The sequence below is a fragment of the Paenibacillus sonchi genome (assembly GCF_016772475.1).
Taxonomy (GTDB): domain Bacteria; phylum Bacillota; class Bacilli; order Paenibacillales; family Paenibacillaceae; genus Paenibacillus_AQ; species Paenibacillus_AQ sonchi.
Window position 1 is genome coordinate 1913572 of sequence record NZ_CP068595.1, and the last position, 25971, is coordinate 1939542.

19 protein-coding genes and 3 pseudogenes are annotated in these 25971 nt (G+C 52.6%); 21 read left to right on the forward strand and 1 reads right to left on the reverse strand.

Going from position 1 to position 25971, the window contains the following annotated elements; translation table 11 throughout:
* Positions 1 to 121: 121 nt before the first annotated feature.
* The 11 genes and pseudogenes from mfd (at position 122) to JI735_RS08910 (ending at position 11881) form a co-directional block, all read left to right on the forward strand.
* Positions 122 to 3646 carry a transcription-repair coupling factor gene (gene mfd, locus JI735_RS08860; RefSeq protein ID WP_202677321.1) on the forward strand — a complete coding sequence of 1175 codons (3525 nt, stop codon included), beginning with the start codon at positions 122 to 124 and terminating at the stop codon, positions 3644 to 3646.
* Positions 3633 to 4700 carry a peptidylprolyl isomerase gene (locus JI735_RS08865; protein WP_039835471.1) on the forward strand — a complete coding sequence of 356 codons (1068 nt, stop codon included), beginning with the start codon at positions 3633 to 3635 and terminating at the stop codon, positions 4698 to 4700. The genes mfd and JI735_RS08865 overlap by 14 nt, the downstream gene beginning before the upstream one ends.
* A 260-nt stretch (positions 4701 to 4960) precedes the next feature.
* Entirely contained in the window at positions 4961 to 5503 is a 543-nt protein-coding gene (gene spoVT / locus JI735_RS08870) for a stage V sporulation protein T (protein WP_039835470.1), read from the forward strand.
* A 145-nt stretch (positions 5504 to 5648) separates the two neighbouring features.
* Positions 5649 to 7325 (forward strand): putative polysaccharide biosynthesis protein, encoded by a 1677-nt coding sequence (locus JI735_RS08875; RefSeq protein ID WP_202677322.1) that lies wholly within the window; start codon positions 5649 to 5651, stop codon positions 7323 to 7325.
* Positions 7326 to 7446: 121 nt separating this feature from the next.
* Positions 7447 to 8945: pseudogene (yabN, locus tag JI735_RS08880) on the forward strand (bifunctional methyltransferase/pyrophosphohydrolase YabN).
* A gap of 426 nt (positions 8946 to 9371) precedes the next feature.
* Entirely contained in the window at positions 9372 to 9644 is a 273-nt protein-coding gene (locus JI735_RS08885; protein ID WP_020425548.1) for an HU family DNA-binding protein, read from the forward strand.
* Positions 9644 to 9922 carry an RNA-binding S4 domain-containing protein gene (locus JI735_RS08890; RefSeq protein WP_020425549.1) on the forward strand — a complete coding sequence of 93 codons (279 nt, stop codon included), beginning with the start codon at positions 9644 to 9646 and terminating at the stop codon, positions 9920 to 9922. Before JI735_RS08885 ends, JI735_RS08890 begins: the two co-directional genes overlap by 1 nt.
* 131 nt (positions 9923 to 10053) lie before the next feature.
* The gene (gene yabP / locus JI735_RS08895; RefSeq protein WP_020425550.1) at positions 10054 to 10338 is read left to right on the forward strand and encodes a sporulation protein YabP; all 285 of its coding nucleotides are present in this window, start codon (positions 10054 to 10056) and stop codon (positions 10336 to 10338) included.
* Positions 10335 to 10898 (forward strand): spore cortex biosynthesis protein YabQ, encoded by a 564-nt coding sequence (gene yabQ / locus JI735_RS08900; protein ID WP_039834165.1) that lies wholly within the window; start codon positions 10335 to 10337, stop codon positions 10896 to 10898. Before yabP ends, yabQ begins: the two co-directional genes overlap by 4 nt.
* A 22-nt stretch (positions 10899 to 10920) precedes the next feature.
* Positions 10921 to 11256: an FtsB family cell division protein gene (locus tag JI735_RS08905; RefSeq protein ID WP_020425552.1), complete on the forward strand. Its 336-nt coding sequence runs from the start codon at positions 10921 to 10923 to the stop codon at positions 11254 to 11256.
* A 124-nt stretch (positions 11257 to 11380) separates the two neighbouring features.
* Complete coding sequence (locus JI735_RS08910) at positions 11381 to 11881, forward strand: S1 domain-containing RNA-binding protein (protein ID WP_020425553.1); 501 nt, start codon at positions 11381 to 11383, stop codon at positions 11879 to 11881.
* 622 nt (positions 11882 to 12503) lie between these two features.
* Here JI735_RS08910 and JI735_RS08915 read toward each other — a convergent pair.
* Complete coding sequence (locus JI735_RS08915; protein ID WP_202677323.1) at positions 12504 to 12644, reverse strand: hypothetical protein; 141 nt, start codon at positions 12642 to 12644, stop codon at positions 12504 to 12506.
* A gap of 174 nt (positions 12645 to 12818) precedes the next feature.
* Here JI735_RS08915 and spoIIE point away from each other — a divergent pair, with 174 nt between their 5' ends.
* The 10 genes and pseudogenes from spoIIE to JI735_RS08965 all read left to right on the forward strand — a co-directional run bounded on the left by spoIIE (position 12819) and on the right by JI735_RS08965 (position 25966).
* Entirely contained in the window at positions 12819 to 15326 is a 2508-nt protein-coding gene (gene spoIIE / locus JI735_RS08920; protein ID WP_039834164.1) for a stage II sporulation protein E, read from the forward strand.
* 209 nt (positions 15327 to 15535) lie between these two features.
* Positions 15536 to 16282, forward strand: coding sequence for a vWA domain-containing protein (locus JI735_RS08925; protein ID WP_020426053.1), 747 nt, complete (start codon positions 15536 to 15538; stop codon positions 16280 to 16282).
* Positions 16272 to 17204, forward strand: a complete 933-nt coding sequence (locus tag JI735_RS08930) for a serine/threonine protein kinase (RefSeq protein ID WP_039834163.1) — start codon at positions 16272 to 16274, stop codon at positions 17202 to 17204. Before JI735_RS08925 ends, JI735_RS08930 begins: the two co-directional genes overlap by 11 nt.
* Before the next feature lie 74 nt (positions 17205 to 17278).
* A pseudogene (gene tilS / locus JI735_RS08935) lies at positions 17279 to 18731 on the forward strand (tRNA lysidine(34) synthetase TilS).
* Between the two features lie 33 nt (positions 18732 to 18764).
* Positions 18765 to 19304, forward strand: coding sequence for a hypoxanthine phosphoribosyltransferase (gene hpt, locus JI735_RS08940; protein WP_039834161.1), 540 nt, complete (start codon positions 18765 to 18767; stop codon positions 19302 to 19304).
* Between the two features lie 110 nt (positions 19305 to 19414).
* Complete coding sequence (ftsH, locus tag JI735_RS08945) at positions 19415 to 21469, forward strand: ATP-dependent zinc metalloprotease FtsH (protein WP_039834160.1); 2055 nt, start codon at positions 19415 to 19417, stop codon at positions 21467 to 21469.
* A 274-nt stretch (positions 21470 to 21743) separates the two neighbouring features.
* Positions 21744 to 22681 (forward strand): annotated as a pseudogene (gene nadA, locus JI735_RS08950) (quinolinate synthase NadA).
* A 39-nt stretch (positions 22682 to 22720) separates the two neighbouring features.
* On the forward strand, positions 22721 to 24337 hold the full coding sequence (nadB, locus tag JI735_RS08955) for an L-aspartate oxidase (RefSeq protein WP_039834158.1): 1617 nt from the start codon (positions 22721 to 22723) through the stop codon (positions 24335 to 24337).
* Positions 24327 to 25202: a carboxylating nicotinate-nucleotide diphosphorylase gene (gene nadC / locus JI735_RS08960; RefSeq protein ID WP_020426060.1), complete on the forward strand. Its 876-nt coding sequence runs from the start codon at positions 24327 to 24329 to the stop codon at positions 25200 to 25202. The genes nadB and nadC overlap by 11 nt, the downstream gene beginning before the upstream one ends.
* Complete coding sequence (locus tag JI735_RS08965) at positions 25199 to 25966, forward strand: type III pantothenate kinase (protein WP_020426061.1); 768 nt, start codon at positions 25199 to 25201, stop codon at positions 25964 to 25966. The genes nadC and JI735_RS08965 overlap by 4 nt, the downstream gene beginning before the upstream one ends.
* Positions 25967 to 25971: the final 5 nt, after the last annotated feature.

Below are 25971 nucleotides of genomic sequence, written 5' to 3' on the forward strand. Positions count from 1 at the left end.
TCTCTATTGTCTTCCGCAAGCCTTGGCCTTATCGCTAAGGCTTGTTTTCGATTCTAATAATAATAGGTGGCATCTGCTCTTCGGGGCAGTGCCAGCCTGTTTAGTAAGAGAGGTGCGCCTGTTGTTACAAGGTATTATAGAAGCATTTTCCAAAGATCCCGATTTTCAGTCCGTTACCCGCGGTGTTGCTGCAGGCATGAAGGAGCAGCTCATCTCGGGCTTGTCCGGTTCGGCCAGGCAAATTATGCTGGCGGCGCTTCATGAAGAAACGGGGCGTCCGCTGCTTGTAGTGACTCATAATATGTTCTCAGCCCAGAAGATGGCCGAGGATTTACAGGAAGCGCTTTCTCCGGACCGCGTGCTGCTCTATCCCGCCAACGAGCTGGTAGCCGCTGAAGCGGCGGTCTCCAGCCCTGAGACACTGGCTCAGCGGATTGATGTGCTGACCAAGTGCGCCCAAGGCTTCCGTGGCGTAGTCGTAGTTCCCTACTCCGGCGTCCGCCGCCTGCTTCCTTCCCCGCATGTGATGGCTGGGGCTGAACTGACCATTTCGCAGGATGGAACACTCGTGCTTGATGATTTCCTGATGTCCATGATCGAAATGGGCTACGAACGGGTTGAACGGGTAGAGAATCGCGGCGAACTCAGCGTCCGGGGCGGTATTATTGATTTCTTCCCCATGACTTCTCCCCTGGCCTACCGGGTGGAGCTGTTTGATGATGAGGTGGACTCGATCCGTACCTTTGATTCGCAGGACCAGCGCTCCATCGACAAGGTGCGCAGCGTGAAGATCACACCTGCCAAAGAAATTATTGCCGATCAGATGCGCCTGGATTCTGCTTCTACAGAAGCAGCGGCAATGCTGGAACGCCAGCTCGAGAAAATGACCGACCGCCAAGCCAAGCTGCGCTTGCGCGAGGAAATGGGCCGGGAGCTGGAAATGCTCCGCGAGGGCACTTATTTTCCGGAAATCTATAAATATATCAGCCTTCTATATCCTGAACGTACCCATCTGTACGATTACATGGCCCAGGATACGCTTCTGGTGCTCGATGAACCGGCCCGGCTGCTGGAAACAGCGAAGCAGCTTGAGCGGGATGAGTCGGAATGGAACCTGCATCTGCTGCAGAACGGAAAAACACTGCCTGACCTGCAGCTTTCTGTAGAGAGTGATGCCGTTATGTACCAGCGGCCGTTTCAGAGCCTGTTCATGTCGATTTTCCTGCGCCAGGTTCCGCATATCCAGCCGCAGAATATTCTGGGCTTCATCAGCCGGGGCATGCAGGACTTCCACGGTCAGATGAATGTGCTGAAATCGGAGATGGAGCGCTGGCACAAATCAGGCGTAAAGGTCATTATGCTGGCCAACGGCGAAGAACGGATAGAGCGGGTCCGCAGGGTTCTGTATGATTACGGGATTGAGGAACCTACGATCCTGCAAGGAAATCTGGGCTCCGGATTTGAACTGCCCTCCATACATCTTGCGGTCATTACTGAAGGGGAAATGTTCTCCCAGAAGCAGCGCAAGGCACGCAAGGTATCCAAAGGCATCGATAATGCTGAACGGATCAAAAGCTACACTGAGCTGAAGATCGGTGATTATGTCGTTCACCAGAATCACGGGATCGGCAAATATATGGGGATCGGGACGCTGGAGGTCAGCGGAATCCACCGTGATTATATGCATATTCTGTATGCCGGAGGAGATAAGCTCTCCGTACCCATCGACCAGATTGATCTGATTCAAAAATATGTAGGCTCGGAAGACAAGGAGCCGAAGGTTTATAAGCTTGGCGGCAACGAATGGACAAGGGTCACCAGCAAGGTACGTTCATCCGTGCAGGATATCGCCGACGATCTGATCAAGCTCTATGCCGAGCGCCAGAGCGCACTGGGCTATGGTTTTGAGAAGGATACCCAGGAGCAGCGGGAATTCGAAGAGATGTTCCCCTATGAAGAGACGCGCGATCAGCTGCGGGCGATTGAGGAAATCAAAAAGGACATGGAGCAGAACCGGCCGATGGACCGCCTGCTGTGCGGTGACGTTGGTTACGGCAAGACTGAGGTGGCGATCCGTGCCGCTTTTAAATCGGCGATAGAAGGCAAACAGGTTGCGGTGCTGGTGCCAACGACCATTCTGGCCCAGCAGCACTATGAGACCTTCCGCGAGCGTTTTGCCAACTATCCGCTTAACATCCAGGTACTCAGCAGATTCCGCAGCCGCAAGGAGCAGAACGAGACGATTAAAGGGGTTCGCCAAGGCACAGTAGATGTGGTTATCGGCACACACCGGCTGCTGTCGCAGGATATGGTCTTTAAGGATCTGGGACTTCTGATCGTGGATGAGGAGCAGCGTTTTGGTGTCACCCATAAGGAGAAACTTAAGAAACTGAAGACAAATGTCGATGTGCTGACGCTTACGGCTACGCCTATTCCCCGTACCCTGCATATGTCAATGCTCGGTGTGCGGGACTTGTCCGTTATTGAGACGCCGCCGGAGAACCGTTTTCCCGTGCAGACGTATGTGGTGGAACACAGCCAGACGCTCATCCGGGAGGCCGTGGAACGCGAACTGGCCCGGGGTGGACAGGTCTATTATCTCTATAACCGTGTCCAGGGAATCCAGGAAATGGCCGCGCAGATCTCCATGCTCGTTCCGGAAGCACGGGTCGGCATCGGCCATGGCCAAATGTCGGAGTCAGAGCTGGAGAAGACCATCCTTGACTTTCTGGACGGGGAGTACGACGTGCTGGTCAGCACGAGCATCATCGAGACCGGGGTGGATATTCCTAACGTGAATACTCTAATTGTCCATGATGCCGACAAAATGGGGTTGTCCCAGCTGTACCAGCTGCGTGGACGGGTAGGCCGCTCCAACCGGATTGCCTATGCCTACTTTACGTACCAGCGCGACAAGGTGCTAACTGAGGTAGCCGAGAAGCGCTTGCAGTCGATTAAGGAATTCACAGAGCTGGGTTCAGGCTTCAAAATCGCCATGCGCGACCTTTCCATTCGCGGAGCGGGCAATCTGCTTGGCGCCGAACAGCATGGGTTCATTGCCTCTGTCGGGTTCGACCTCTATTCGCAAATGCTTGCGGAAGAAATCCGCAAACGCAAAGTCAGTGTGCTCGGCGAGGAAGACACTTCCCTTAAGCAAGGGAATACGGTCATTGATTTGTCGATTGATGCTTATCTGCCATCCGAATATATTTACGACAGCATTCAAAAAATTGAGATTTATAAGAAGGTTGCCGCTGTGGCTACGCTTGAGGATGCCGCTGAGCTGGAAGATGAACTGCTGGACCGCTTCGGGGAGCTGCCTGAAGCCGTAGTCAATCTGCTGTCCGTTGCCCGCCTGAAAGTGTACGGCAAGCTTTACGGCATGGAATCGATGGTCCGGCGGGGCGATGAAGTTTCGCTCAACTTCCACGAAGGCAGCACTGGTGCTTTTGATACGGCGAAGCTTGCTAAAGTTGGAAATAGCTTTGAAAGACGTGTACAATTTGATAGGGACGCCAAAGCAACCATCCGCGTGAAATCGAAGAACCTGGAGGATAAGGAGCTGCTTGACTTGCTGGAACAGTTCCTGGCGGCGGCCAAACAGTCTCTAAAATCGAAGGGAGAACTACACAATGTCATTAAATAAAACAAAATCCTGGAAAGTGCTGCTCGTTTCACTGGCGGCGGCCGTTTCCTTCTCCATGCTGGCAGCCTGCAGCAGCAACAACAACACCAGCAATGGTGCTAAGGACAACAGCAAAGCGGTAGCCACCTACAAGGGCGGCACCATTACCGAAACAGAATTTGATATGGATACACGGGTCATGAAGCTCCTGTCACCGCAGCAGGCGCAGTACCTGGAAATCGATGCTTTCAAGGAGTCCATCCTGAAGCAGGAGGTCGCTTTTGAATATCTTGCCGGCAAAGCGACGGATGCCGCGAAGAAGGAAGCCGAGAAGGAAGCGGATGAACAAGTGAAAGCCATCAAAACTGGCCTTGGCGACACTTACGATAGTACCCTTAAGCAAGCCAATTTGACTGAAGATGATATCCGTTCGTATATGCTGCGTGTGCTTACCGTATATCAGGATATGCTGCTTAAAGTAAAAGACGACCAGGTAAAAACTGAGTTTGAAAAAACTAAAGGCGACTTCACCGTAGCTACGCTCCGCCATGTGCTGATTGGCCTGACAGATGCTGCAGGCAAGGAACGCACAGATGCAGACGCATTGAAGCTGGCAAAGGAAGTCAAGGCGAAGCTGGATGGCGGGGCGGATTTTGCGGCAACGGCAAAAGAATACTCCGATGATACCGGCTCCAAGGAGAACGGCGGCCAAATTAAGGACAAGGCGCTGGGCGGCTATGTGGAGGAATTTAAGCAGGCAGCCCAGACCCTGCCGCTGAACACGGTCAGCGATCCGGTCAAAACAACCTTTGGTTATCACATTATAAAAGTGGAATCCCGCACAGAGACAACCTTCGACAAGCTGACCGCTGAGCAGAAGGAAACCATTAAGGGATCACTCGCATCCCAGGGGTTGGAGTCCTTCCTCGAAAAGGATCTGGAGTCGCTTGATGTTAAAATCAATCTGCCGAAGAGCTCTGCGGCTGCTGGTGAATCAGGAACATCCAAAGGCGGAACTGAGCCTACAACCGCACCAAGCGCTGAAGCTCCGGCTGCTACGGCAGCACCCAAATAACAGTATTTATTCTAGACCCAAACAGCCCCGCGCTATATGCGCGGGGCTGTTTGGCGTTCATAAATTAAGGGATTATGGAAATTTACGGGGCGATGTCTGCGCAAGGGCCGAAACTTTTATATACATGCCGGAGGATGTATAAGGAACTGGGAAGAGATGAATACTATGGTCAGATATTACGATAAATCACTGGGATTATCCTTTCCCATAATGGACAGTAGTTGGACCAAACTTCTTATGAAAGCGGGGCAACATGTGAAATGAAAGCTACTGGAATTGTACGACGTATTGATGACCTCGGACGAGTTGTTATCCCCAAAGAAATCCGGCGCACTTTGCGTATCCGTGAAGGTGATCCACTGGAAATCTTCGTCGACCGTGACGGTGAAGTCATACTGAAAAAGTACTCCCCGATTGGCGAGCTGGGCGATTTTGCCAAGGAATATGCGGAGTCTCTTTTTGAAGGAACAGGCCATATTACCATGATCACCGACAGAGACAGCTTCATTGCTCTGGCCGGGGGCTCCAAAAAGGATTATCTGGAGAAGCAGGTGGGTCCACTTCTTGAGAAAGTCATGGAAAACCGCAAGACGGTGCTTGAGACGAATGCGGGCAGCTACGACATCGGTAAAGACCATCCGGAAACCGTGTCCTCCTATGTGGCTGCTCCCATTATTTCGGGTGGGGACCCCATCGGCTGTGTGGTCTTGCTGAGCAAGGATGATTCGGTAAAAATGGCGCAGATGGAAGTGAAAATGGCCGAGACGGCCGCAGCATTCCTGGGCAAACAAATGGAGCAGTAACGCCGGGACACTAAGGCCCCGCCTACCTTTTGAGCAAGACAAATCAAAAGGAACGGCGGGGTTTTTGTCGTCCGGTGTCCATATGCGTTATAATATAGAAATTCATCCCATCATAGCAGTTGTAGCTGTAGAAGCAGGTATGTGTATGAAACTTAAGTCGCAAGGCTCCAAGCTGCTGCAGGGAGCATTCATTCTTAGTGCTGCAGCCATCCTTTCCAAGCTGATTGGCACCCTGCAGAAAATCCCGCTGCAGAATCTGGGCGGAGATGCCGTATTCGGCATCTATAACACCGTATATCCGCTGTATACGATGCTGGTAACCGTGGCAATGCTGGGACTGCCGTCCGCCGTTTCGAAATTCGTGGCGGAGGCCTCTGCGGGAAGAGCGGAGCAGGAGGGACGGCGGATTCTGAAGCTCTCCGCTGTTCTGACCGCTTCCAGCGGCGTCCTGATCGGAATTCTTGTCTATGCGGGCGCACCCCTGATATCGGTATGGGTTGGCAATTCGCATGTTACCCCTGCGCTGCGCAGCAGTGCGTGGGGGCTGGCCGTTGTTCCGCTTATGGCTGCGCTGCGCGGTTATTTTCAAGGCTTGCATAACATGGTCCCTACTGCCGTTTCCCAGGTTGCCGAGCAGACCGTGCGTGTGGCGGTTATGATTGCTCTGCTGCTCTATCTGACCTCTATCCATGCAGATGCGGCAGGCATTGCCGCCGGCGCGCTGCTGGGGTCAGCCGGCGGCGGTGTGACAGGTTTGCTGATTATGCTGCTGTATCTGCGGCAGCACCGCCGCCGCCAGCCGGAGCCTGAGCTTGCGGCTGCCTCAGAGACAGCAGGGGGAATATCATGGACGAAAGAGCAAAGACAGCTTGCCCCGGAGAACCGGAGAGAACGTATACGGATCGGACAGCTGCTGGCATACGGGCTTCCCGTCATGCTGGGGGCTTTGGCCGTGCCGCTCATCGGACTGGTGGATGTGTTCACGGTGCCCCGCCTGCTGTCCTCCGGCGGGAGTGAGGCGGCAGCGATGGCGCAGTTCGGGATCTATAACCGCGGCCTGCCGCTCGTACAGATCGTCACGATGCTCGCAACTTCGCTGTCCGTTGTCTTTATCCCGGCACTCGCCGAAGCCAAGTACCGGGGCGACCTTGGGCTGATCCAGACCCGCTGCAGCCTGTCGCTGCGCTGGTTCTGGCTGCTGGGCCTGGCCGCCTCCGCAGGCCTGGCTGTGCTTGCTGAGCCGGTCAACATCGCGCTCTACGGCGACGCCTCCGGCAGCAGCACGATGATCTGGCTGGCCTTCACCGCCGCTGGCGGCACGGTCAGCATCATCTCGGCCGCGCTGCTGCAGGGCCTCGGCGCCGTGCGCGCGCCGGCGCTGCACCTTCTGGCCGCCGCGCTGCTCAAGGCGGCCCTAAACCTGCTGCTGGTCCCGCAGCAGGGCATTACCGGCGCGGCCATCGCCAGCGTGGCCGCGCACGGGTTCGCAGCAGCGCTGAACGTGCTGCTGCTGTACCGCCAGGGCCATCTGCGGCTGCGCCTCGCAGATGCCCTGCTGCGGCCCGCGCTGCTGCTGGCGGGCCTGGCGCTGGCCGCCGCCGCCGTGAGCTGCGCTGCCGGCGCTGCGGCGGATGCCGCGGGCCTTGGCGGCAGCCGCACTGCGGCCCTGGCGCAGAGCCTGCTCGGCGTGCTCGCAGGCTGCGCCGTCTTCGCCATTGGCGCGGTTGCCCTGCGCCTGCTCAGCGAAAGCGAACTTCGCCAGCTGCCGGGCTTCGGCCCATCGCTTGCGGACAAGCTGAAAAAGCTTCGGCTGCTTCCCTGAAAACCAGCCGCACCCTAGGCATGGCTTGGGTCAGCGCTTTCGGATATTCTCGTAAATCAGCAGTACATAGAGCGGTCACCCGTTAAGAGGGCAGCGGCCGCCTGGAAGGAGTAGAAATCGTATGAGTGCAAGACTAACCGTAGTCGGGCTGGGCTCGGGGAACCCGGACCGGCTGACGCTGGGAATTATCAAAAAGCTGAAAGCGGCATCTGCCGTTTACGTGCGCACCGCTGAGCATCCCGTGATGAAGGCGCTGGAAGAGCTTGAGATTGCTTCACAGTCCTTTGACTATCTGTATGAATCGCTGTCTTCTTTTCCTGATGTTTATGAGGCGATTACGGCGAAAATCATCGAGGAATGTGCATCGGCGCCGGCAGGTGCAGAAATTGTCTATGCCGTTCCGGGACATCCCATGGTTGCCGAGTCGGCCGTTTCCTTGCTGCGGGGGCGCTGCCCGGAAGCAGGAATCGAGCTGGAGATTCTCGGCGGCGAGAGCTTCCTGGACGAGGCGTTTGTGCGTCTTGGCTTTGATCCCATCGAGGGCTTTCAGCTTCTGGATGCTTCTGGCATCCGCAGCTCCCAGCTTCAGCCCGAGCTGCACACGCTGATCGGCCAGGTGTATGACAGCTTTACCGCATCGGAGACCAAGCTCTGCCTGATGGAGCTGTATCCGCCGGAGTATGAAGTCATTGTCGGCCATGCGCTTGGGGTGGAGGGCGAAGAGCAGATTGAACGCGTACCGCTCTTCGAGCTGGACCGGCTGACGGGCTATGGTAATCTGTCACTGGTATACGTTCCGGCGAACCGTGCGGAGACTGCAAGACGGCGCAGCTTTGCCCGTCTGCATGAAATTGTTGATATTCTGCGCAGTCCGGAGGGCTGCCCCTGGGACCGGAGCAGACCCATGAATCCCTCCGCAAGAATCTCATAGAGGAAACCTATGAAGTGCTTGAAACGATCGATGAGGATGATCCGGATCATATGAAGGAAGAGCTTGGCGACCTGCTGCTTCAGATTATGCTCCATGCCCAGATGGAAGAGGAGCTTGGAACCTTTAATGTCTACGACGTCATTGAAGGTCTGAACGATAAGCTGATCTTCCGCCATCCGCATGTATTCGGGGACACCGAAGCCGGCAATGCCGAGGAGGCGCTCAAGAACTGGGAAGGAATGAAGGCTGAAGAGAAGCGGCGCAAGGGGCTGAAACCCGAAGCCGAGTCTGCGCTCAGCGGCGTGCCCCGTGACCTTCCGGCGCTGATGAAAGCTTACAAGCTGCAGAAGAAAGCCTCCAAGGTGGGTTTCGATTGGGATCATGTAAACGACGTTCTGGCCAAAATCCGTGAGGAGGCAGACGAGTTGCAGGAAGCGATCGAGAACGGTGCTTCAGCGGAGGAGCAGATGCTGGAGCTGGGGGATCTGTTGTTTGCAGCAACCAATGCCGCCCGTTTTATCGGCGCAGATCCGGAAGAGGCGCTTACCCGCACCAACCGCAAGTTTGTCTCCCGGTTTCAATATATCGAGCAGAGGCTGCTGAGCCAGGGGACAACCATTCAGGACAGCAGTCTGGAACAGATGGAAGCCCTCTGGCAGGAAGCCAAATTAGAGGAACGGGAGCTGTAAAACAGCAGCAGTCCGTTGCACACCCGGTGGCTGGTTCAAGTTATATAATGGGCAGCGGTCGGAAGTCCAAACATTCTCTGGAGCCACGACCAATCCCAAATAAAAAAATCACAAGTTCAGTTTATATAGCAGGAAGAAAATTTAATAGAGCTCCTGTTCATCTGGTATAGTCGGCCTGCAAAGCGGCAATGCTGTGAATGCGCGCGAATCTCTGATTTAAACGGCAATGAGCAGTTTATAGTTTTATAGTGCTGTAAGTCCGTTTTTGCGGTGAAAGCCTGTTTTTTTAAAAAAATCGGCGATTCATGGCAGGAATTCGGGTTGGCATCAAGAATATCATAAAGACGAAATGACGATTGCGGCAGAACCCCTGCGGTACTATCGCGTTTCATTTATTTTTTTGTATCCTAGGAGGAACTTCAAATTATGAACAAGACAGATTTGGTTAACAACATTTCCGAAAAAAGCGGATTGGCAAAAAAAGATGTGGAAACCGTATTGAACGGAGTGCTGGGTGAAATTACCGATGCATTGGCACAAGGCGACAAAGTGCAGCTTATCGGCTTCGGCACTTTTGAAACCCGCAAACGTTCCGGCCGCTCGGGCCGCAACCCGCAAACGGGCACACCGATCGAAATTCCTGAATCCACTGTACCGGCCTTCAAGGCTGGGAACAAGCTCAAAGAAGCCGTTAACTAATGCGTCTTGATAAATTCCTGAAGGTTTCCCGTTTGATCAAGCGCCGCACAGTGGCCAAGGATGTGTCCGAACAAGGCCGGGTACTTATCAACGGGCGGGAATCGAAGCCGAGCAGCACGGTAAAGATCGGTGACGAGATTACCGTACAATTCGGTCAAAAGCTTGTAACGGTCAAAGTGGAAAAGCTGGTCGAGACGACCCGCAAGGACGAAGCTGCAGGCATGTATACACTGCTCCGCGAAGAGCCTGTTGCCAAAACAAGCGGCCTGGACTGGTAGACGGATTTGTAAGATTACTGAGAAAAGCGCAGCTCTGCATTCACGCAGAGCTTGCGCTTTTTTGCTGCGGCGGCTGTTCTATAAACGCTCCCTTCCCCATAGATTAGAAACAAGAAGGAGGGGTACATGCTATGATCGAGCCAGCAAAGGTCAATAAACAGCACGATTTGCACATGCACAGCCGCAAGCAGCTTGAACTTACCGGTGTGCAGAATGTGGAAAGCTTCGACAGCGAAGAGTTTTTGCTCCGTACGGAACTTGGCCATCTCACCATCCGCGGGAATCATTTACATATCAAGAACTTAAGTCTGGAGAATGGCCTATTGTCCCTGGAAGGCAATGTGCATTCCCTGATTTATCTGGATCCCGGCGCGCAAGGCAAAAATAAGGGAATACTCGGCAAGCTATTCAAATGAATCCCGCAGTTCAGTGGGTGACCCTGTTCTATATGATGCTGGCCGGTACAGCCATGGGACTGGCCTATGACAGCTACCGGGTGCTGTCGCTGAAATTGAGCTTTCCCAAGTGGTTGAATGCGCTGCTGGATTTGCTGTACTGGCTCTGGGCAGCGCTGCTGGTCTTCCGCATGCTTTATGCCGGAAATCAGGGACAATTGAGGTTTTATGTCTTTGTAGGGCTGTTTCTAGGCGTATGGATCTATTTTTTGATCTTCAGTGTTACGGTGCGGAGATTTGTGGTAATGTTAATTCAGTCGGTTCAGTATACGTGCAGATTGCTGTGGAGAGTTATAGAAGTGCTGATTGGTGTTCCACTCCGCTGGTTATGGCGCCTCTTGAGAGGCATATTCCGGCTGCTGGGCCGTATCCTTCTATTTATTCTTAAGCTGCTGCTGCGTCTAACGAAGCCGATTTGGGTATTTCCTGTAAGATGGATCTCGCCTCATGCTTCCCGGCTCTATCACAGCGCCTGGATCACGGGATTCATGGCATGGATACACACCAAACGGAAACACTGACCTTGTACTGGAGGTACGCTGCATGAACAGATTCTCTGCGGAAGAGAAGGAGAGTAACCACAAAGCTTCGGCCGCAGGTGCGAAGAGAAGAAGAGTCATATGGACACTCGTCGTCGCGGTGTTTTTCGGCTGGGCCGGTTATATTTTCTTTGCCCAGAGTGCGGTGATTGCGGATAAGAGTGAACGGCTCGCCCAGAAACAGGAAAGCCATGAGACCGTTACGACTTCCCTGAATCAACTGAAATATGAAGTCTCCCGCCTGAAAGATGATGAGTATATCGGACAATTAGCCCGCAAATGGTACAATATGTATCCGCCAGGCGAAACACCTATTCGTACGGAGCAATCAGGGGAATAAAGCAGGCTAAAAGGGGCTTTCGCTGTGTTGCCTTGATTTGTTCTTTACTGTATAATCAAATCACCGCAGACTGGATGGACTTTATATTCGTCTGTATATTTTTAAGGGAGGATCATTTTATTCTATGGCAATTGAAGTGGGCACCAAGTTAGAGGGCAAGGTGACAGGCATCACGCATTTCGGAGCATTTGTGGATCTGTCAGGAGGTGTCACAGGTCTCGTTCACATCTCGGAAATCGCCGATAACTACGTCAAGGATGTTAACGATCATTTGAAGATTGCTGATGTGGTAACCGTCAAAGTGATTAATGTTGACAAGGACGGCAAGATCGGACTTTCCATCAAGCAGGCCGTAGATAAGCCGGCATCGGAAGTACGTCCCCCCAGAGCTCCAAGACCTGAACGTCCAAGCGGTGGAGACCGTTTCGGCGGCGGTGGCGGCAGTGGTGGAGGCGGCGGTGGTTACAATCGTGAACGGGGAGGGCGTCCATTCAAGCCTGCAGCCGGTAAACCTTCATTCGAGGATAAAATGTCACGCTTCCTGAAAGACAGCGAAGAACGGATATCTTCGATCAAGAAGAACACAGAAGGAAAGCGCGGAGGCCGTGGAGCCAAGCGCGTATAATTTGAATACCTGCACATCATTAATAACCGCCGGGGGCAGAGTGCCCTTTGCGGTTTTTTTGTATTACAGGAAATTATGAGCAGAGGTCAATTCAGTGAATTCTCTCCAAAGAGCGGAAATCAGCCGAGCCGGATTCGATAGATTTTCATAATTCGCACTGGCGAAGAAGCGGATGAACAACTGTTAGTTGGAAAAAAGAAACTTATTTTTCCTTCAAATCAACAATAGAGAGATTGAAGTGAAAAAAAGAAACTTAATTGGGCAATATTACTCTTTCAGGAGTGCTCCATCCGCGGACTGAAGCGGACTGAGGAGCCCTTATTTTGTTCAAAATCTTGTTTTTTCAGCAGTTACGGACTCAGGAGCCGTTATATCGTTCGATTGAGCCTGGAATAAAGGGGAAAGGGACAAATAAGGGCATCTCAGTCCGTAGTCCTGTGGAATAGACGAATCTTCTATCCATAACGGCTTTCCTGTCCGTAACGGCTGCGGATAGATCGTGAAGGAATAGGGCGATCCGTCTTCAGCATGCCCTGCTGATTTTGGAGCGGTGGGGAATCCCTGCGGCCATAAGCCCCGTGTTGCTATTCACCCGCCAGGGTGATTTTGTTCTGCTTATCGCTCAGCCTTCACTTTGTGGCGGTTTTTTTGTCGGCAGGAAATAAATTGCCGACAGCATCCTAGCCATTTTCACATAACTCCAGAGCAATCGCTGACGAATGTCTGCAGCAGCAGGACCTGCAGAAGTGGGAATGGTTTCCATAAATAGCCGCCAACCGGCTGTCCCGCAAGGGATGCGCAAGCTTTTCCACGGAATGTCGGGACAGGCTTTTTTGTCGGAAATTTCTTGCAGACTGCTCTCTGTTTCTGACAAACTTTCGTAAGACCCCCGCTATATAATGAGAACCATAAATTCTAAAACGGGTGGTGCAGAGAAATGAGTAAAAGCAATGTGGTGAATTTGCCGGAGTGGACAAGAGCTGGAAGCAATGACAAGGGTCAGAAGGATAGCTGGGGTGAACGCGCTAAAGCGTGGAGTCTGAAGCAGCCGATGATCCAGTTTTTCATAGTGAAAAAATGGATGCTGCTGCTAAGTCTTATGGGCTTTCTGCTGGGCCGTGCGATGATACTGGACGAGCTGTCCCCTTTTGCAGCAGCTTATTTTGCCGTTATTGTATTTATGCGCAGAGACTCCATATTGCCTGTAGCCGGCGCAATTATTCTCGGAAGCCTTTTCACTCCATTCCCCGGTGCTGTGATGGTTGCCGCCGAACTGATTATCTTTTTCCTGATTTATAAAGGGCTGGAGAGCTTTCAAAAAGTAGAGCTTTCCTACGCACCGCTGATGGTGTTTGTCTCTTCTTTTATGGTGGGTTTATTTAAAATCGTGATGGGGCCATCGATTACGTGGTACTCGCTGATGATGGTAACGCTTGATGCTTTGCTCGGATTTGTGCTCACTCTTGTATTTTTGCAGGCGCTTCCGGTCTTTACCTATAAGCAGAAAAGCAGGGCGCTGCGCAACGATGAAGTGCTTTGTCTGATTATTTTGCTGGCTTCGGTCATGACTGGCCTTGTCGGCTGGAGTGTCAATGGGCTGTCCCTTGAGCATATTCTATCCCGTTTTCTGATTTTGATTTTTGCCCTGGCCGGAGGTGCTCCGCTCGGTGCAGCCGTCGGTGTGGTGACCGGACTGATCCTCAGCCTCGCAGATATCGGGGCCATCTATCAGATGAGCCTCCTTGCTTTCTCCGGTATGCTGGCAGGCATGATGCAATCTGGACGTAAAGGTGCAGTATCCATCGGAATGCTGCTGGGGTCAACGATTCTGTCCGTCTATTTTCTCGGTCCGGGTGATGTGATGGCCTCCACCTGGGAAACCTGCGCAGCCGTAGTGTTGTTTCTTCTAACACCTAAAGGGATGATTTCTGCCATTGCCAAGTATGTGCCGGGCACACCTGACCATAGCCGCTCCCAACATGAATATGCCAGAAGAGTCAGGGATATTACAGCAGACCGGGTAACCCAGTTCTCCCAGGTGTTCCGGCAGCTGTCAAGCAGCTTCGGCCAGATTTCCCGCGCCGGAGAAGCGGGCAAATCGGATCGTGAAATGGAAGATTTCATGAATACCGTGACGGAAGGAGCCTGCTCGGGCTGCATCCGGCGCACACATTGCTGGGACGCCAAGTTCTATCAGACTTACCGCTATATGACCGATATGATGACAACTGTGGAGGAATGCCCGAATATTACCGCTGCCCAGCTTCCGCCGGAATGGAGCCGGATTTGCGGCAAAACTGGGGAAGTGCTGGAAGTGATGAAAGGCCAATATGAGCTATACCAGCATGATATGCGCTGGAAGAGACAAATATACGACAGCCGCCAATTTGTTGCCGAGCAGCTGTCAGGGGTTTCCCAGGTAATGGAGGACCTGGCCAATGAGATCAAGCGCGAAGGACAGGCGATGTACCGCCAGGAAAGCCAGATCCGCGAGGCGCTGGAAAAGCTGGGCTTATCCATCCACAGTATTGAAATCCTGAGTCTGGACCCGGGGCGGGTAGAGATTGAAGTGGTTCATGCTTATACCCGCGGCTTCGACGAATGCCGCAAGATGATTGCTCCGCTGCTCTCTGACATTCTGGAAGAGAATATTGCCGTGGTGAACGAAACGGCAGTTCATCCCCGGGAGGGGCTGTCGATGGTGACCTTCGGTTCAGCCAAAGCCTATGAGGTCAATACCGGAGTTGCCGGGGCGGCCAAGGGCGGAGATATGCTGTCGGGGGACAGCTTCAGTACCGTTGAACTTGGCAACGGAACCTTTGCGGTTTCCATCAGTGACGGGATGGGTAATGGAGAGCGGGCCCGCATGGAGAGCAGCGCGGCGCTGGGAATGCTGGAAAAGCTGCTGCAGTCCGGAATGGACGAGAAGCTGGCCGTTAAATCCGTCAATTCCATTCTGCTCCTGCGTTCTCCGGATGAATTCTATGCGACTGTGGATATGGCGCTAATCGACCAGTACTCGGCGCAGACTACATTTATGAAAATTGCCTCGGCTCCCAGCTTCATCCGGCGCGGCAGCGAGGTTATTCCGGTAACGGCCAGCAATCTGCCGATCGGAATCATCAAGGAGATAGAGGTTGATCTTGTCAGCATGCAGCTGCGTCCGGGCGATATTCTAATCATGATGACTGATGGTATTTACGATGCGCCCGGATATGCCGTTAATAAAGAGATATGGATGAAACGACTAATCCAGGAGCTTGAGGGTGATGATCCCCAGGAACTGGCGGATAATCTGCTGGAGAAGGTTATCCGGTATCAGGGCAATGAAATTCATGATGACATGACGATTGTGGTCAGCCGCCTGGATCACTTCCATCCGGAATGGTCCAGCCTGCACCTGCCCGGTATTGGGCGGATGGAGCGCCCGCGCACCGTGAGCTAATCTATCATTTAACTGACGCTGCTGTCTGAGGCCGCTGTATCAGCGGTTTCCAATCAAGAAATCGGAAGACAACAGCGATCGGAAGCCCAAAAGTTCATCGCAGTGACGCCTTTTCACACATAAGTAATCATCTTCCCCGCATAGCGGCGTTTGAAATCTCTCTACCTTGGATATGCTAGAGACATATACAAGGAAGGGAGTGGTCGGTTATGAAGCAAATCCTGCTTATTACTGACGGGTGTTCGAACGTAGGGGAGAGTCCGGTGATGGCTGCGGCGCATGCCCGGCAGGAGGGAATCACCGTCAATGTGGTCGGTGTTGTTGATTATGGGACCATCGGAGAGATGGGCAGCCGGGAGATTGCTGATATTGCGAAAGCCGGCGGCGGGCTCAGCCGGATCGTCGGAACGCCGCAGCTGGCACAGACGATTCAGATGATGACCCGCAAGACAGTGGTTCAGACGATTCAGCAGGCGGTTAATAAAGAGGTAAAAAAAATTCTTGGTGAAGGTTCGCTGGAAGAGCTGCCTCCACTGCAGCGTTCGCAGGTGGTGACGGTTGTCGATGAGCTGACCGAGACCACTCCGCTGCGCATCGCACTGCTCATTGACGCCAGTGCGAGCATGAAGCCGAAGCTGGGTGCTGTAGAAGATGCGATCCGTGATCTGGCGCTTAGCCTGGAGGCGCGGGAGGGCAAGAGCGAAATTGCTGTTTTCCATTTTCCCGGACGCTCCAGCAGTGAAGAGGCCATGCTCGATATGGACTGGACGCACAATGTGTCGGAGGTCCGTTCGTTGTTCTCCAAGCTGAAGATGCGTGGGGCCACACCTACCGGACCAGCCATTTTCAAGGTGCTTGAGCATTACCGTTATGATACACTGGATGAACACCGTGAACGTCCGACAGATGGCGGTTACGATGAAAAAGAAGGGATGATTGGTGGGTATGTCGTCTAATCCGCCCTTTCCTGCCGGCACAGTAATCCGCGGCAAATGGCGGGGCAACCGTTATGTCGTGGAGCGTATGCTGGGAAGAGGAGCGAACGGAACTGTATATCTCGTGCAGCGTGAAGGCAGGCGGGAGCGCTATGCGCTGAAGATCGGCAACGATACCCTTGAACTGCAATCGGAAATCAATGTGCTGACCAGTCTGCAATCCAGCAGGAAGCGAAAAGAGCACCGGGCGCATCGTGAATCCGCATTGTCTTCTTATTTACTTGAATCGGATGATTATAAGGACAGCGTGCCGTTTTATGTGATGCGTTATGTAGAAGGCCGGCCGCTGCATCATTTTTTGGCCAAAAACGGTGCTTCCTGGCTTGGGCTGGTGGGCCTCAAGCTGCTGGAGAAACTCCGGAACCTGCATGAGTGCGGTTTTGTGTTCGGAGATTTGAAGCCGGAGAATGTACTGGTCTCCAATTACGGAGAGGCTGAGCTGATCGATTACGGCGGCGCCAGCCCGCTGGGCCGCAGCGTGAAGCAATTTACCGAATGGCATGACCGCGGGTACTGGAATGCCGGAAGCCGCACGGGGGATGAGAATTACGATCTTTTTGCGTTTGCTGTGCTGTGTCTGCGGCTGCTTAATGAAGAGGGCTTAAAGGCCGCAGCAGCGCAGCTGCCGCAGACCCGCAGCGCAGACGAACTGGTGAAGCTGGCCAGAAGCCTGCCTGACAAGAAGCTGTCCTCCTGGCTGTGTCTGGCCCTGAAAGGCGGATTTCCGGGAAGTGAAGCGGCCATGGAAGCCTGGAAGATTCATATTTACAGCACAAGAAAACCGGGGAAGGAAACGATGGCGACACCCGGTTGGCTAAAAAGTGCATTTGCGCTATCTTTATTTGTGCTGATCTTTATGATTTATTACGTATTCCGTTTTTGAAATCATACATACTATAGGTGAAACTGGACGGCTGGTCCGGTTCTGGCCTATCGACCGGGTAGAAAGGGAGCCGTATGGAGCAAATGAATGAACTGGTGGAATCCGTATTGGAGTCTGCAGCCGAGCATGGGCTGTGGTCGCCCCATGACACCATTGTAGTCGCAGTTTCCGGAGGGCCGGACTCTGTGGCTCTTTTGCATATCCTGCATGAAATTTCCCTGAACCGCATGCCGCTGACCTTAATATGTGCCCATGTGAATCATGGGTTCAGACCGGAGTCGGTGGAAGAAGCCGAAGCAGTCCGTGCAATGGCTGAGAGGCTTGGACTTCCCTTTGAGCTGGCGGAGTTTGATATTCCCTCACTCGTCAAAGAGAGCGGCCTCGGGCCTGAGGGGGCAGCACGGGAAAAACGGTACCAGTTTCTCATCGACACTGCGCACCGCTATGCTGCCCGTTCGGTGGCACTTGCGCATCATGCAGACGATCAGGCGGAAACAGTGCTGATGCGCTTGCTCCGGGGAGCGGCCCATCGGGCCTGGCGGGAATGCGCTGGAAACGCACCGAAAAAAAGGTGGAACTGATCCGGCCCTTCCTGCGTATTAACAAAACAGCTCTTGTCAGCCTGTGCCGGCAGGAGGGCCTGCCATACGCCGAGGACGCCAGTAATTTAATGACAGAATATAGACGCAATGCGGTCCGGCTGAACCTGATTCCGGCGCTTGAAGCGTTTAATCCGAAAGTGAGGCAATCGCTTCTGCAATTGTCCGAAATTGTCCAGGCGGAAGATGAGTATATGGAGGCGGCGGCACAAAAATACTTTAACGAACTTGTTTTGGCCGATGCCGGAAAATGCACCATGCAGAGAGCATTATTTACGGCTATACCCTCCGCTTTACAACGGCGTTTGATTAAACTAATATTAAATTATCTGTCGGCGGATTCATCGAGCTTGGATTTCCCCAAGATTGAAGCAGTACGCCGGGGAACGCTGCAGGATTATCCTACTGTATGGAGTTTGAATATGGGCAGAGGTCTGATCTGCATGCGGCAATATGATACTATTGTGTTCTCGTCCAAGCCTCCGCAGCAGGAATCAAGCTATACATATCGGCTGTCTTTGCCTCATCCCCGTGTTGAAATTAAGGAGATAGGAAAAGTATTGACGATGTCGGTGCTGGAGAGAGAAAATTTTACTGTACTGGGGAGGACTCTGGGAAAATGTTGGCGTGGTTTGACAGCGGAGAGCTGGTTCTGCCACTCACCATCCGTTCCCGATTGCCTGGAGATACCATAAGGGTTATGGGATTAAACGGAAGCAAAAAGGTAAAAGATATTTACATTGATGATAAAATACCTTCTTCCGAACGCGCTGCGATTCCCCTCGTTTGTGATGATTTGGGCAATATCGTCTGGATTCCGGGCGTAAGGCGCTCGATGCATGCCGCAGTAGGGCGGCACACGGCCTCGGTTCTTCTGTTGTCTCTGGAGGATATGGAGAAGAGCGAAGAAGCGTTATGGCCGAAGTAAGTCTTTCATAGTATAACTTAGGAGGTTCGCAAGTTGCAGAACGATATTCAGGAAATCTTGATCAGCGAAGAGGAAATTCAACAAAGAATCAGGGAGCTCGGCGCCCAGCTGAGTACGGAATATGCAGGACGCACGCCACTCGTCATTTGTGTGCTGAAAGGCGCGTTTATTTTTATGGCGGATCTGGTCAAAGTGATTACAGTCCCTGTAGAAATGGATTTTATGGCTGTATCCAGCTACGGAGCATCCACCAAATCTTCAGGCGTAGTCAAAATCATCAAGGATTTGGACACTTCCGTTGAAGGACGCGATGTTCTGATTGTGGAGGACATCATTGACAGCGGGCTTACGCTCAGCTATTTGATTGAAATGCTGCAGGGCCGCAATGCCGCTTCAGTTACTGTGGTTACCCTGTTCGACAAACCGGCAGGACGTACAGTTAATCTGGAAGCCGCTTATACCGGATTTGTTATTCCGGATGAATTTGTCGTAGGTTATGGACTCGATTATGCCGAGCAGTATCGGAACCTCCCTTACGTCGGTGTACTGAAGCCTGAAATTTATTCCAAATGAGCTAATCGACAGCCTTAGATCTACGGATCAGAACCCCTGGCCTCTGACAATTTGAGGAGTCTGGGCAGGCTATGGTACAATAACTTGAGCGTTGTGAGAGGAGGTAGGGGATGAATCGGTTCATCCGGAATTCTGGTTTTTATTTGATTTTATTTTTAGTCGTGGTGGGCATTGTCCAGTTTGTAAGCAATGGAAATGAATCCGCCGATTTCCCTAGATACGATGAGTTAAGACAGGAGATCAAGAATAACAATGTGAAGAGCATGACGATTCAGTTCGAAGGCAATGCTTTTGCCGTAACCGGCGAATACAAGCAACAGCCTTCAGATGCTAAATCGAAAAACTTCTCCACTTTTGTTCCTCCTACAGATGAAGCCCTTAACGAACTCATAGTTGCCAGTGATGATAACGGAATAGAGCTGACGCAGAAGAAAATGGAGGGTGACAGCATCTGGCTGACGTTCCTCTCTTCCATTATTCCGCTCGTTATCATGTTCATCCTGTTCTTCTTCCTGTTCAATCAGGCGCAGGGTGGCGGCGGCAAGGTCATGAATTTCGGCAAGAGCAAAGCCCGGTTATATAATGAAGAGAAGAAGAAAATCAGCTTCGAGGATGTTGCAGGAGCCGATGAAGAGAAGCAGGAGCTTGTCGAAGTCGTTGAATTCCTGAAGGATCCGCGCAAATTCGCAGCGGTAGGCGCACGTATTCCTAAGGGTGTGCTTCTCGTGGGCCCTCCAGGTACAGGTAAAACCCTGCTGGCCCGTGCGGTAGCCGGTGAAGCCGGTGTTCCGTTCTTCAGCATCTCCGGTTCCGACTTCGTGGAAATGTTCGTCGGTGTCGGTGCATCCCGTGTGCGCGATTTGTTCGAGAATGCGAAGAAGAATGCCCCTTGTATCATCTTTATTGATGAGATCGATGCAGTCGGACGTCAACGCGGCGCCGGACTCGGCGGCGGACATGACGAACGTGAGCAGACCCTCAACCAATTGCTCGTCGAAATGGACGGCTTTGGCGGCAATGAAGGCATTATTATCGTCGCGGCTACCAACCGCGCAGACATTCTTGATCCGGCGCTGCTTCGTCCGGGACGTTTTGACCGTCAAATCACGGTTGACCGTCCGGATGTCAAGGGCCGTGAAGCTGTACTGAAGGTTCACTCCCGCAATAAACCGCTGACCAAGGATGTCAGACTTGACGTTATCGCCAAGCGTACTACCGGTTTCACCGGCGCTGATTTGGAGAACCTGCTGAATGAAGCAGCCCTTCTCGCTGCACGCCGCAACCGCAAGGATATTTCCATGACGGAAGTGGATGAGGCCATTGACCGGGTAATCGTGGGTACCGAGAAACGCAGCCGCGTCATCAGTGAACGCGAGAAGCGCATCGTGGCTTACCACGAAGCGGGTCATACGATTGTCGGTTATTTCCTGGAACATGCGGATATGGTTCACAAGGTTACCATTATCCCGCGCGGCCGCGCAGGCGGATATGTAATTATGCTTCCAAAAGAAGACCGGATGCTTGTTACCAAGCAGGAATTGCTTGATAAAGTCACCGGGCTGCTCGGCGGACGTGTCGCTGAAGAACTATTCATCGGCGAGATCGGTACAGGCGCATACAGTGACTTCCAGCAGGCTACACGAATTGTACGCAGCATGATTATGGAATACGGTATGAGTGATAAACTGGGACCTATGCAGTTTGGTACTTCCCAAGGCCAGGTATTCCTGGGCCGGGATATCGGACATGAGCAGAATTACAGTGACTCCATCGCTTATGAAATCGATCAGGAAATGCAGAACTTTATCCGCAGCAGTTATGAACGCTGCAAAGAGCTGCTGACCAAATACTCCAAAGAAATGCACCTGATTGCCAACACGCTGCTTGAGAAGGAAACGCTGGAGCTGGATCAGATTAAAGAACTGATTGAGCAAGGCTACCTGACTGAAGACGGCAAACCTGAGGATGCTGCAGGCGTGACTCACGAAGAAGGCGAGCCTGTCATCGATTCCATCGGTGATGTGCGTGTCCGGATTCAAGGCAAAACTGATGACACTTCATCCACGATCGGGGACTTGTCCAAGGATATTCCGAACAACCCGGACCCGGCGGATGGAAATGATTCTAATAACGGCAATAAAGACGGCGGCGGCAGCCTAGTCTAATTGTCACCTGAACGGAATGTTTCTAAATATGATCCGGAGATGCCTTAGGGTTCTCCGGATTTTTTTGTCCCACAGACGGTCTGGGGTCCCTCTGCCGGAGGCTTCGTTACATTGACAGTGGGAGTAACGTTGTGTACATTAGTGATTAAATATTAAATAATCTAATGGCTAAGCAATTGCAGCGCCGGGTGGCTGCTGCGTACCCGCGAGACTCCGGGAAATTTGATTAGAATGGGATGGCCTAGGCCGTAAAACATAAGGGGGAGAACAGACCGTGGAAGCTCTGGCGCTTGAGCGCAAGCAGGAACAGAATCGTGAACTTCGTGTGCGCCTCGAACAGCTAAAAAAAGAACGGAATGCAATCATTTTGGCTCATTATTATCAGCGCGATGAAATCCAGGAAGTGGCAGATTTTCGGGGGACTCTTTTTTGCTCGCTCAAAAGGCTGCGGAGACAGATGCCGATGTCATCGTATTCTGCGGCGTCCACTTCATGGGGGAAAGCGCCAAAATTCTGGCACCGGACAAAACCGTGCTTATTCCGGATGAACGTGCCGGCTGCCCGATGGCAGACATGGTGAACGTGGACGGACTGCGTAAGCTGAAGGCACAGCACCCCAATGCCAAAGTGGTCACCTACATCAACTCTTCAGCCGAAATCAAAGCGGAAACGGATATCTGCTGTACATCTGCCAATGCGGTGAGGGTAATTGAGTCTCTGGATGCTGAAGAGATTATCTGGGTACCCGATAAGAACCTGGGCCAATACGTGCAGGATCAGACCGGCAAGAAGCTGATTATCTGGGAAGGCTATTGCAATACTCATGATATGCTTACGGTCAAAGATGTGGTTGAAATGAAAGCGAAATATCCGGAGGCTGAATTTGTCGTGCATCCGGAATGCCGTCCTGAGGTAGTTGCCATGGGCGACTATGTAGGCAGCACTACATCCATTATTGATTATTGCAAGAAATCTGACCGCAAGCAGTTTATTGTCGGAACAGAAGACGGTACCGGCTATCAGCTCCGCAAGGACAGTCCGGATAAGGAATTTCATTTTGCCACCAAATTCCTCGTTTGTCCGAATATGAAAGTTAATAATCTAAAAAAACTGGTCAAATGCCTGGAGACGATGAAGCCGCAGATTTATGTACCGCCCGCAGTCGCCGACAAAGCCAGAACATCCCTAGAGCGCATGCTACAAGTCCGGTAGCATGCGCTACTCTTTCGTTGAAACAGGTGAAAAGCGGTCATGATTCCACAATATTTGGTTGATTTCGACCTTAGGGAGCTTCCAACGGTACGAACAGATTGTATCGTCATCGGCTCAGGCATCGCCGGTTTGTTCACAGCCATTAAAGCCAGTGAAGACCGGAAAGTCATTATGATAACTAAAAAAACGCTTATGGAGAGCAATACCCGCTATGCCCAGGGCGGCATTGCCGCAGTGTTTGCTGAAGATGATTCTCCGGCGTATCATCGCCAGGATACCCTGATGGCCGGAGCGGGTCTCAATTCTTCGGCGGCTGTAGACGTGCTTGTAAATGAAGGGCCTGAAGGGGTGCGTGAGTTAATCCGTTTAGGCACACTTTTTGATAAGGAGAACGGCGTGATCGCGCTCACCCAGGAAGGTGCGCACAGTCACCGCCGTATCCTGCATGCCAATGGAGATGCTACCGGATACGAGATTGTACGTGCTCTTTCAGAGCAGGTAGCGGAGCATAAGAACATCGAGGTATGGGATGAGCATTTTGTGATTGACCTCATTACCGACGGTGGTGAATGCGCAGGTGCCTTGGTGCAGCGTCCGGGCGGCGGCCGTTTGTTCCTTCAGGCGGACGCGACCATCCTATGCTCCGGAGGAGCCGGGCAATTGTACCGCTATACCACAAATCCCGAGGTGGCAACCGGAGATGGCGTAGCGATTGCCTACCGGGCCGGAGCGCATATTCGGGACATGGAATTCATCCAGTTCCACCCGACTGCACTCAGTTATCCGGGAGCGCCGCGCTTTCTCATCTCCGAGGCTGTACGCGGTGAGGGAGCTGTCCTGCGCAACATCAATGGCGAACGTTTCATGGAGCGCTATCATGAGCTGCTGGAACTGGCCCCGCGTGATATCGTTGCCCGGGCCATTGTCAGCGAAATGGAGCAGACGAAATCGACTTTTGTATATCTGGATATTACACACGAATCGGCAGAAATGGTCAGACACCGCTTCCCGACAATCTATCAGACCTGCATGAGCTATGGACTGGATATTACAAGTGATTGGATTCCAGTGGCTCCGGCTGCGCATTATATGATGGGGGGCATTAAAACCGATCTTAACGGAGAGAGCAATATCGCCCGCCTCTTTGCCTGCGGGGAAGTATCTTCTACCGGGGTGCAGGGAGCCAACCGGCTGGCCAGTAACTCACTGTCAGAAGCGGTTGTCTTCGGGCGGCGGATTGTTGAACGCATCCGCCAGCTGCCGCCGCTTGGCCGCGGTGTTATAGCAGCAGGCTGCGACGAAGGGCGGGTGGAATCCCCGACCCAGGCTATTGTCGAGCGCCGGCTGAAGCTGCAGAAGGTAATGGTGCGGTACGCGGGGCTGCGCCGGAATGAAGAGATGCTGTCCAAGGGATTGGATGAATTGAAGCGACAGCTGCCTATTTTTCATTCGGCTCTGACCAAACGCGAGGAATACGAGTTCGCCAATATGCTGACCTGTTGTCTGCTGATTACCGAAGCGGCTTTGGCGCGTCATGAGAGCCGTGGTGCGCATTACCGTGAGGACTACCCGCAGCGTAATGATGCAGAGTGGCAGAAGCATCTGCTCCTGATCCGCGAACTGGGAATAGTGGAGGAATTAAGTGATGATGTTTAACGGCTACAATGAAGAACTGGTACAAACGATTAAAGGCTGGCTGCATGAAGATGTAGGCTCAGGTGATATTACAACCCGCACAACAATTCCTGCCGGGCACGAGTCCAAAGGGATTATCCATGCCAAAGAGGATGGGATCATCTGCGGCATTCCTGTGGCAGAGCTGGTATTTGAAGTGGTTGACCCCTCTCTGGTGTTCACTGCCTTGGTGCAGGAAGGCCAGGCTGTCACCAAAGGCACAATTATCGCTGAAGTGGAAGGCAGCACGCATGCGATTCTAACCGGAGAACGTTTGGCTCTGAATTTGATGCAGCGTCTGTCTGGAGTTGCTTCGCGTACCCATTCCTTTGTGCAGAAGCTTGAAGGATTGCCTTCCCGGCTGGTGGATACCCGTAAAACGACTCCGGGTCACCGGATGCTGGAGAAATATGCGGTGCGTGTTGGCGGCGGTGCCAATCACAGATTCGGTCTCTACGATGCCGTGATGATTAAGGACAACCATATCAAGGGAGCCGGAGGGATTCGTCAGGCAGTCGGGCGGGCCCGGGCCAATATTCCGCACACGATGACCATTGAAGTGGAGACGGAGAGCCTGGAGCAGGTAGAGGAAGCACTCGCGGCAGGAGCCGATATTATTATGCTGGACAATATGTCTCCTGAACTGATGACAGAAGCTGTGAGACGCATCAAAACCAAAGCGCCGCATGTCAAAACGGAAGCCTCCGGCAACGTATCTCTGGAAACCGTGCGCCGTATCGCAGAGACCGGGGTTGATGTGATCTCTGTCGGCAGGTTGACCTACTCCTTCTCCAGTCTGGATATCAGCCTGGATCTGAATGCGAAGAAGGAGGAGCCCTTCTCATGATGCTTGCTGTAGATATAGGCAATACTAATATCGTCCTTGGGGTATACCGGGGACGTGAGCTGCTTCACCATTTCCGCCTCAGTACGGCCCGTCAATCCACTGCAGATGAATATGGGGTGTTGATTCATAATCTGTTCCATATGTCCAACATTTCGTTCAGAGATGTGGAAGGAGTCATTATCTCCTCGGTTGTTCCGCCGCTTGTGCAGGTCATTGTGGAAATGTGCGTGAAATACATCGGCAAGGAGCCGTTGCTTGTAGGCCCGGGGATTAAGACCGGGCTTAATCTGCGGTATGAGAATCCCCGCGAGGTGGGTGCTGACCGGATTGTGAATGCGGTTGCTGCGATTGAACAATATCAATGCCCGCTGGTTGTCGTTGATTTCGGAACGGCGACTACATTTGATTGCATTGACGCCGGTGCGAACTATCTTGGCGGAGCGATTGTGCCTGGACTGGGCATTTCTACAGAAGCCTTGTATCAGCGGGCCTCCAAGCTGCCGCGGATCGAACTGGAGAAGCCAAAAAAGGTAATCGGACGCAATACGGTCCATGCCATGCAGGCAGGGATTATTTTTGGCTATGCGGGACAGGTTGAAGGGATTGTAAGACGGATTAAGGCGGAGATGAACGCCCCTGTGCTGAAGGTGATTGCTACCGGGGGGCTGGCAACACTCATTGCCGGTGAAACGGAATGTATCGATGAGGTTAATCCGATGTTGACGCTGGAAGGCCTGCGTATTATTTACGACCGCAACAAATAAAAATA

Bases quoted from the DNA above. Each gene is read 5' to 3' on its own strand.
- nadC (WP_020426060.1), top strand. From the start codon at position 24,327: ATGATGTTTAACGGCTACAATGAAGAACTGGTACAAACGATTAAAGGC.
- ftsH (WP_039834160.1), top strand. From the start codon at position 19,415: ATGAATCGGTTCATCCGGAATTCTGGTTTTTATTTGATTTTATTTTTA.
- yabP (WP_020425550.1), top strand. From the start codon at position 10,054: ATGATCGAGCCAGCAAAGGTCAATAAACAGCACGATTTGCACATGCAC.
- spoIIE (WP_039834164.1), top strand. From the start codon at position 12,819: ATGAGTAAAAGCAATGTGGTGAATTTGCCGGAGTGGACAAGAGCTGGA.
- JI735_RS08965 (WP_020426061.1), top strand. From the start codon at position 25,199: ATGATGCTTGCTGTAGATATAGGCAATACTAATATCGTCCTTGGGGTA.
- JI735_RS08915 (WP_202677323.1), bottom strand. From the start codon at position 12,644: ATGGAAACCATTCCCACTTCTGCAGGTCCTGCTGCTGCAGACATTCGT.
- yabQ (WP_039834165.1), top strand. From the start codon at position 10,335: ATGAATCCCGCAGTTCAGTGGGTGACCCTGTTCTATATGATGCTGGCC.
- JI735_RS08885 (WP_020425548.1), top strand. From the start codon at position 9,372: ATGAACAAGACAGATTTGGTTAACAACATTTCCGAAAAAAGCGGATTG.
- spoVT (WP_039835470.1), top strand. From the start codon at position 4,961: ATGAAAGCTACTGGAATTGTACGACGTATTGATGACCTCGGACGAGTT.
- JI735_RS08910 (WP_020425553.1), top strand. From the start codon at position 11,381: ATGGCAATTGAAGTGGGCACCAAGTTAGAGGGCAAGGTGACAGGCATC.
- nadB (WP_039834158.1), top strand. From the start codon at position 22,721: ATGATTCCACAATATTTGGTTGATTTCGACCTTAGGGAGCTTCCAACG.
- JI735_RS08875 (WP_202677322.1), top strand. From the start codon at position 5,649: ATGAAACTTAAGTCGCAAGGCTCCAAGCTGCTGCAGGGAGCATTCATT.
- JI735_RS08865 (WP_039835471.1), top strand. From the start codon at position 3,633: ATGTCATTAAATAAAACAAAATCCTGGAAAGTGCTGCTCGTTTCACTG.
- JI735_RS08930 (WP_039834163.1), top strand. From the start codon at position 16,272: ATGTCGTCTAATCCGCCCTTTCCTGCCGGCACAGTAATCCGCGGCAAA.
- JI735_RS08925 (WP_020426053.1), top strand. From the start codon at position 15,536: ATGAAGCAAATCCTGCTTATTACTGACGGGTGTTCGAACGTAGGGGAG.
- JI735_RS08890 (WP_020425549.1), top strand. From the start codon at position 9,644: ATGCGTCTTGATAAATTCCTGAAGGTTTCCCGTTTGATCAAGCGCCGC.
- JI735_RS08905 (WP_020425552.1), top strand. From the start codon at position 10,921: ATGAACAGATTCTCTGCGGAAGAGAAGGAGAGTAACCACAAAGCTTCG.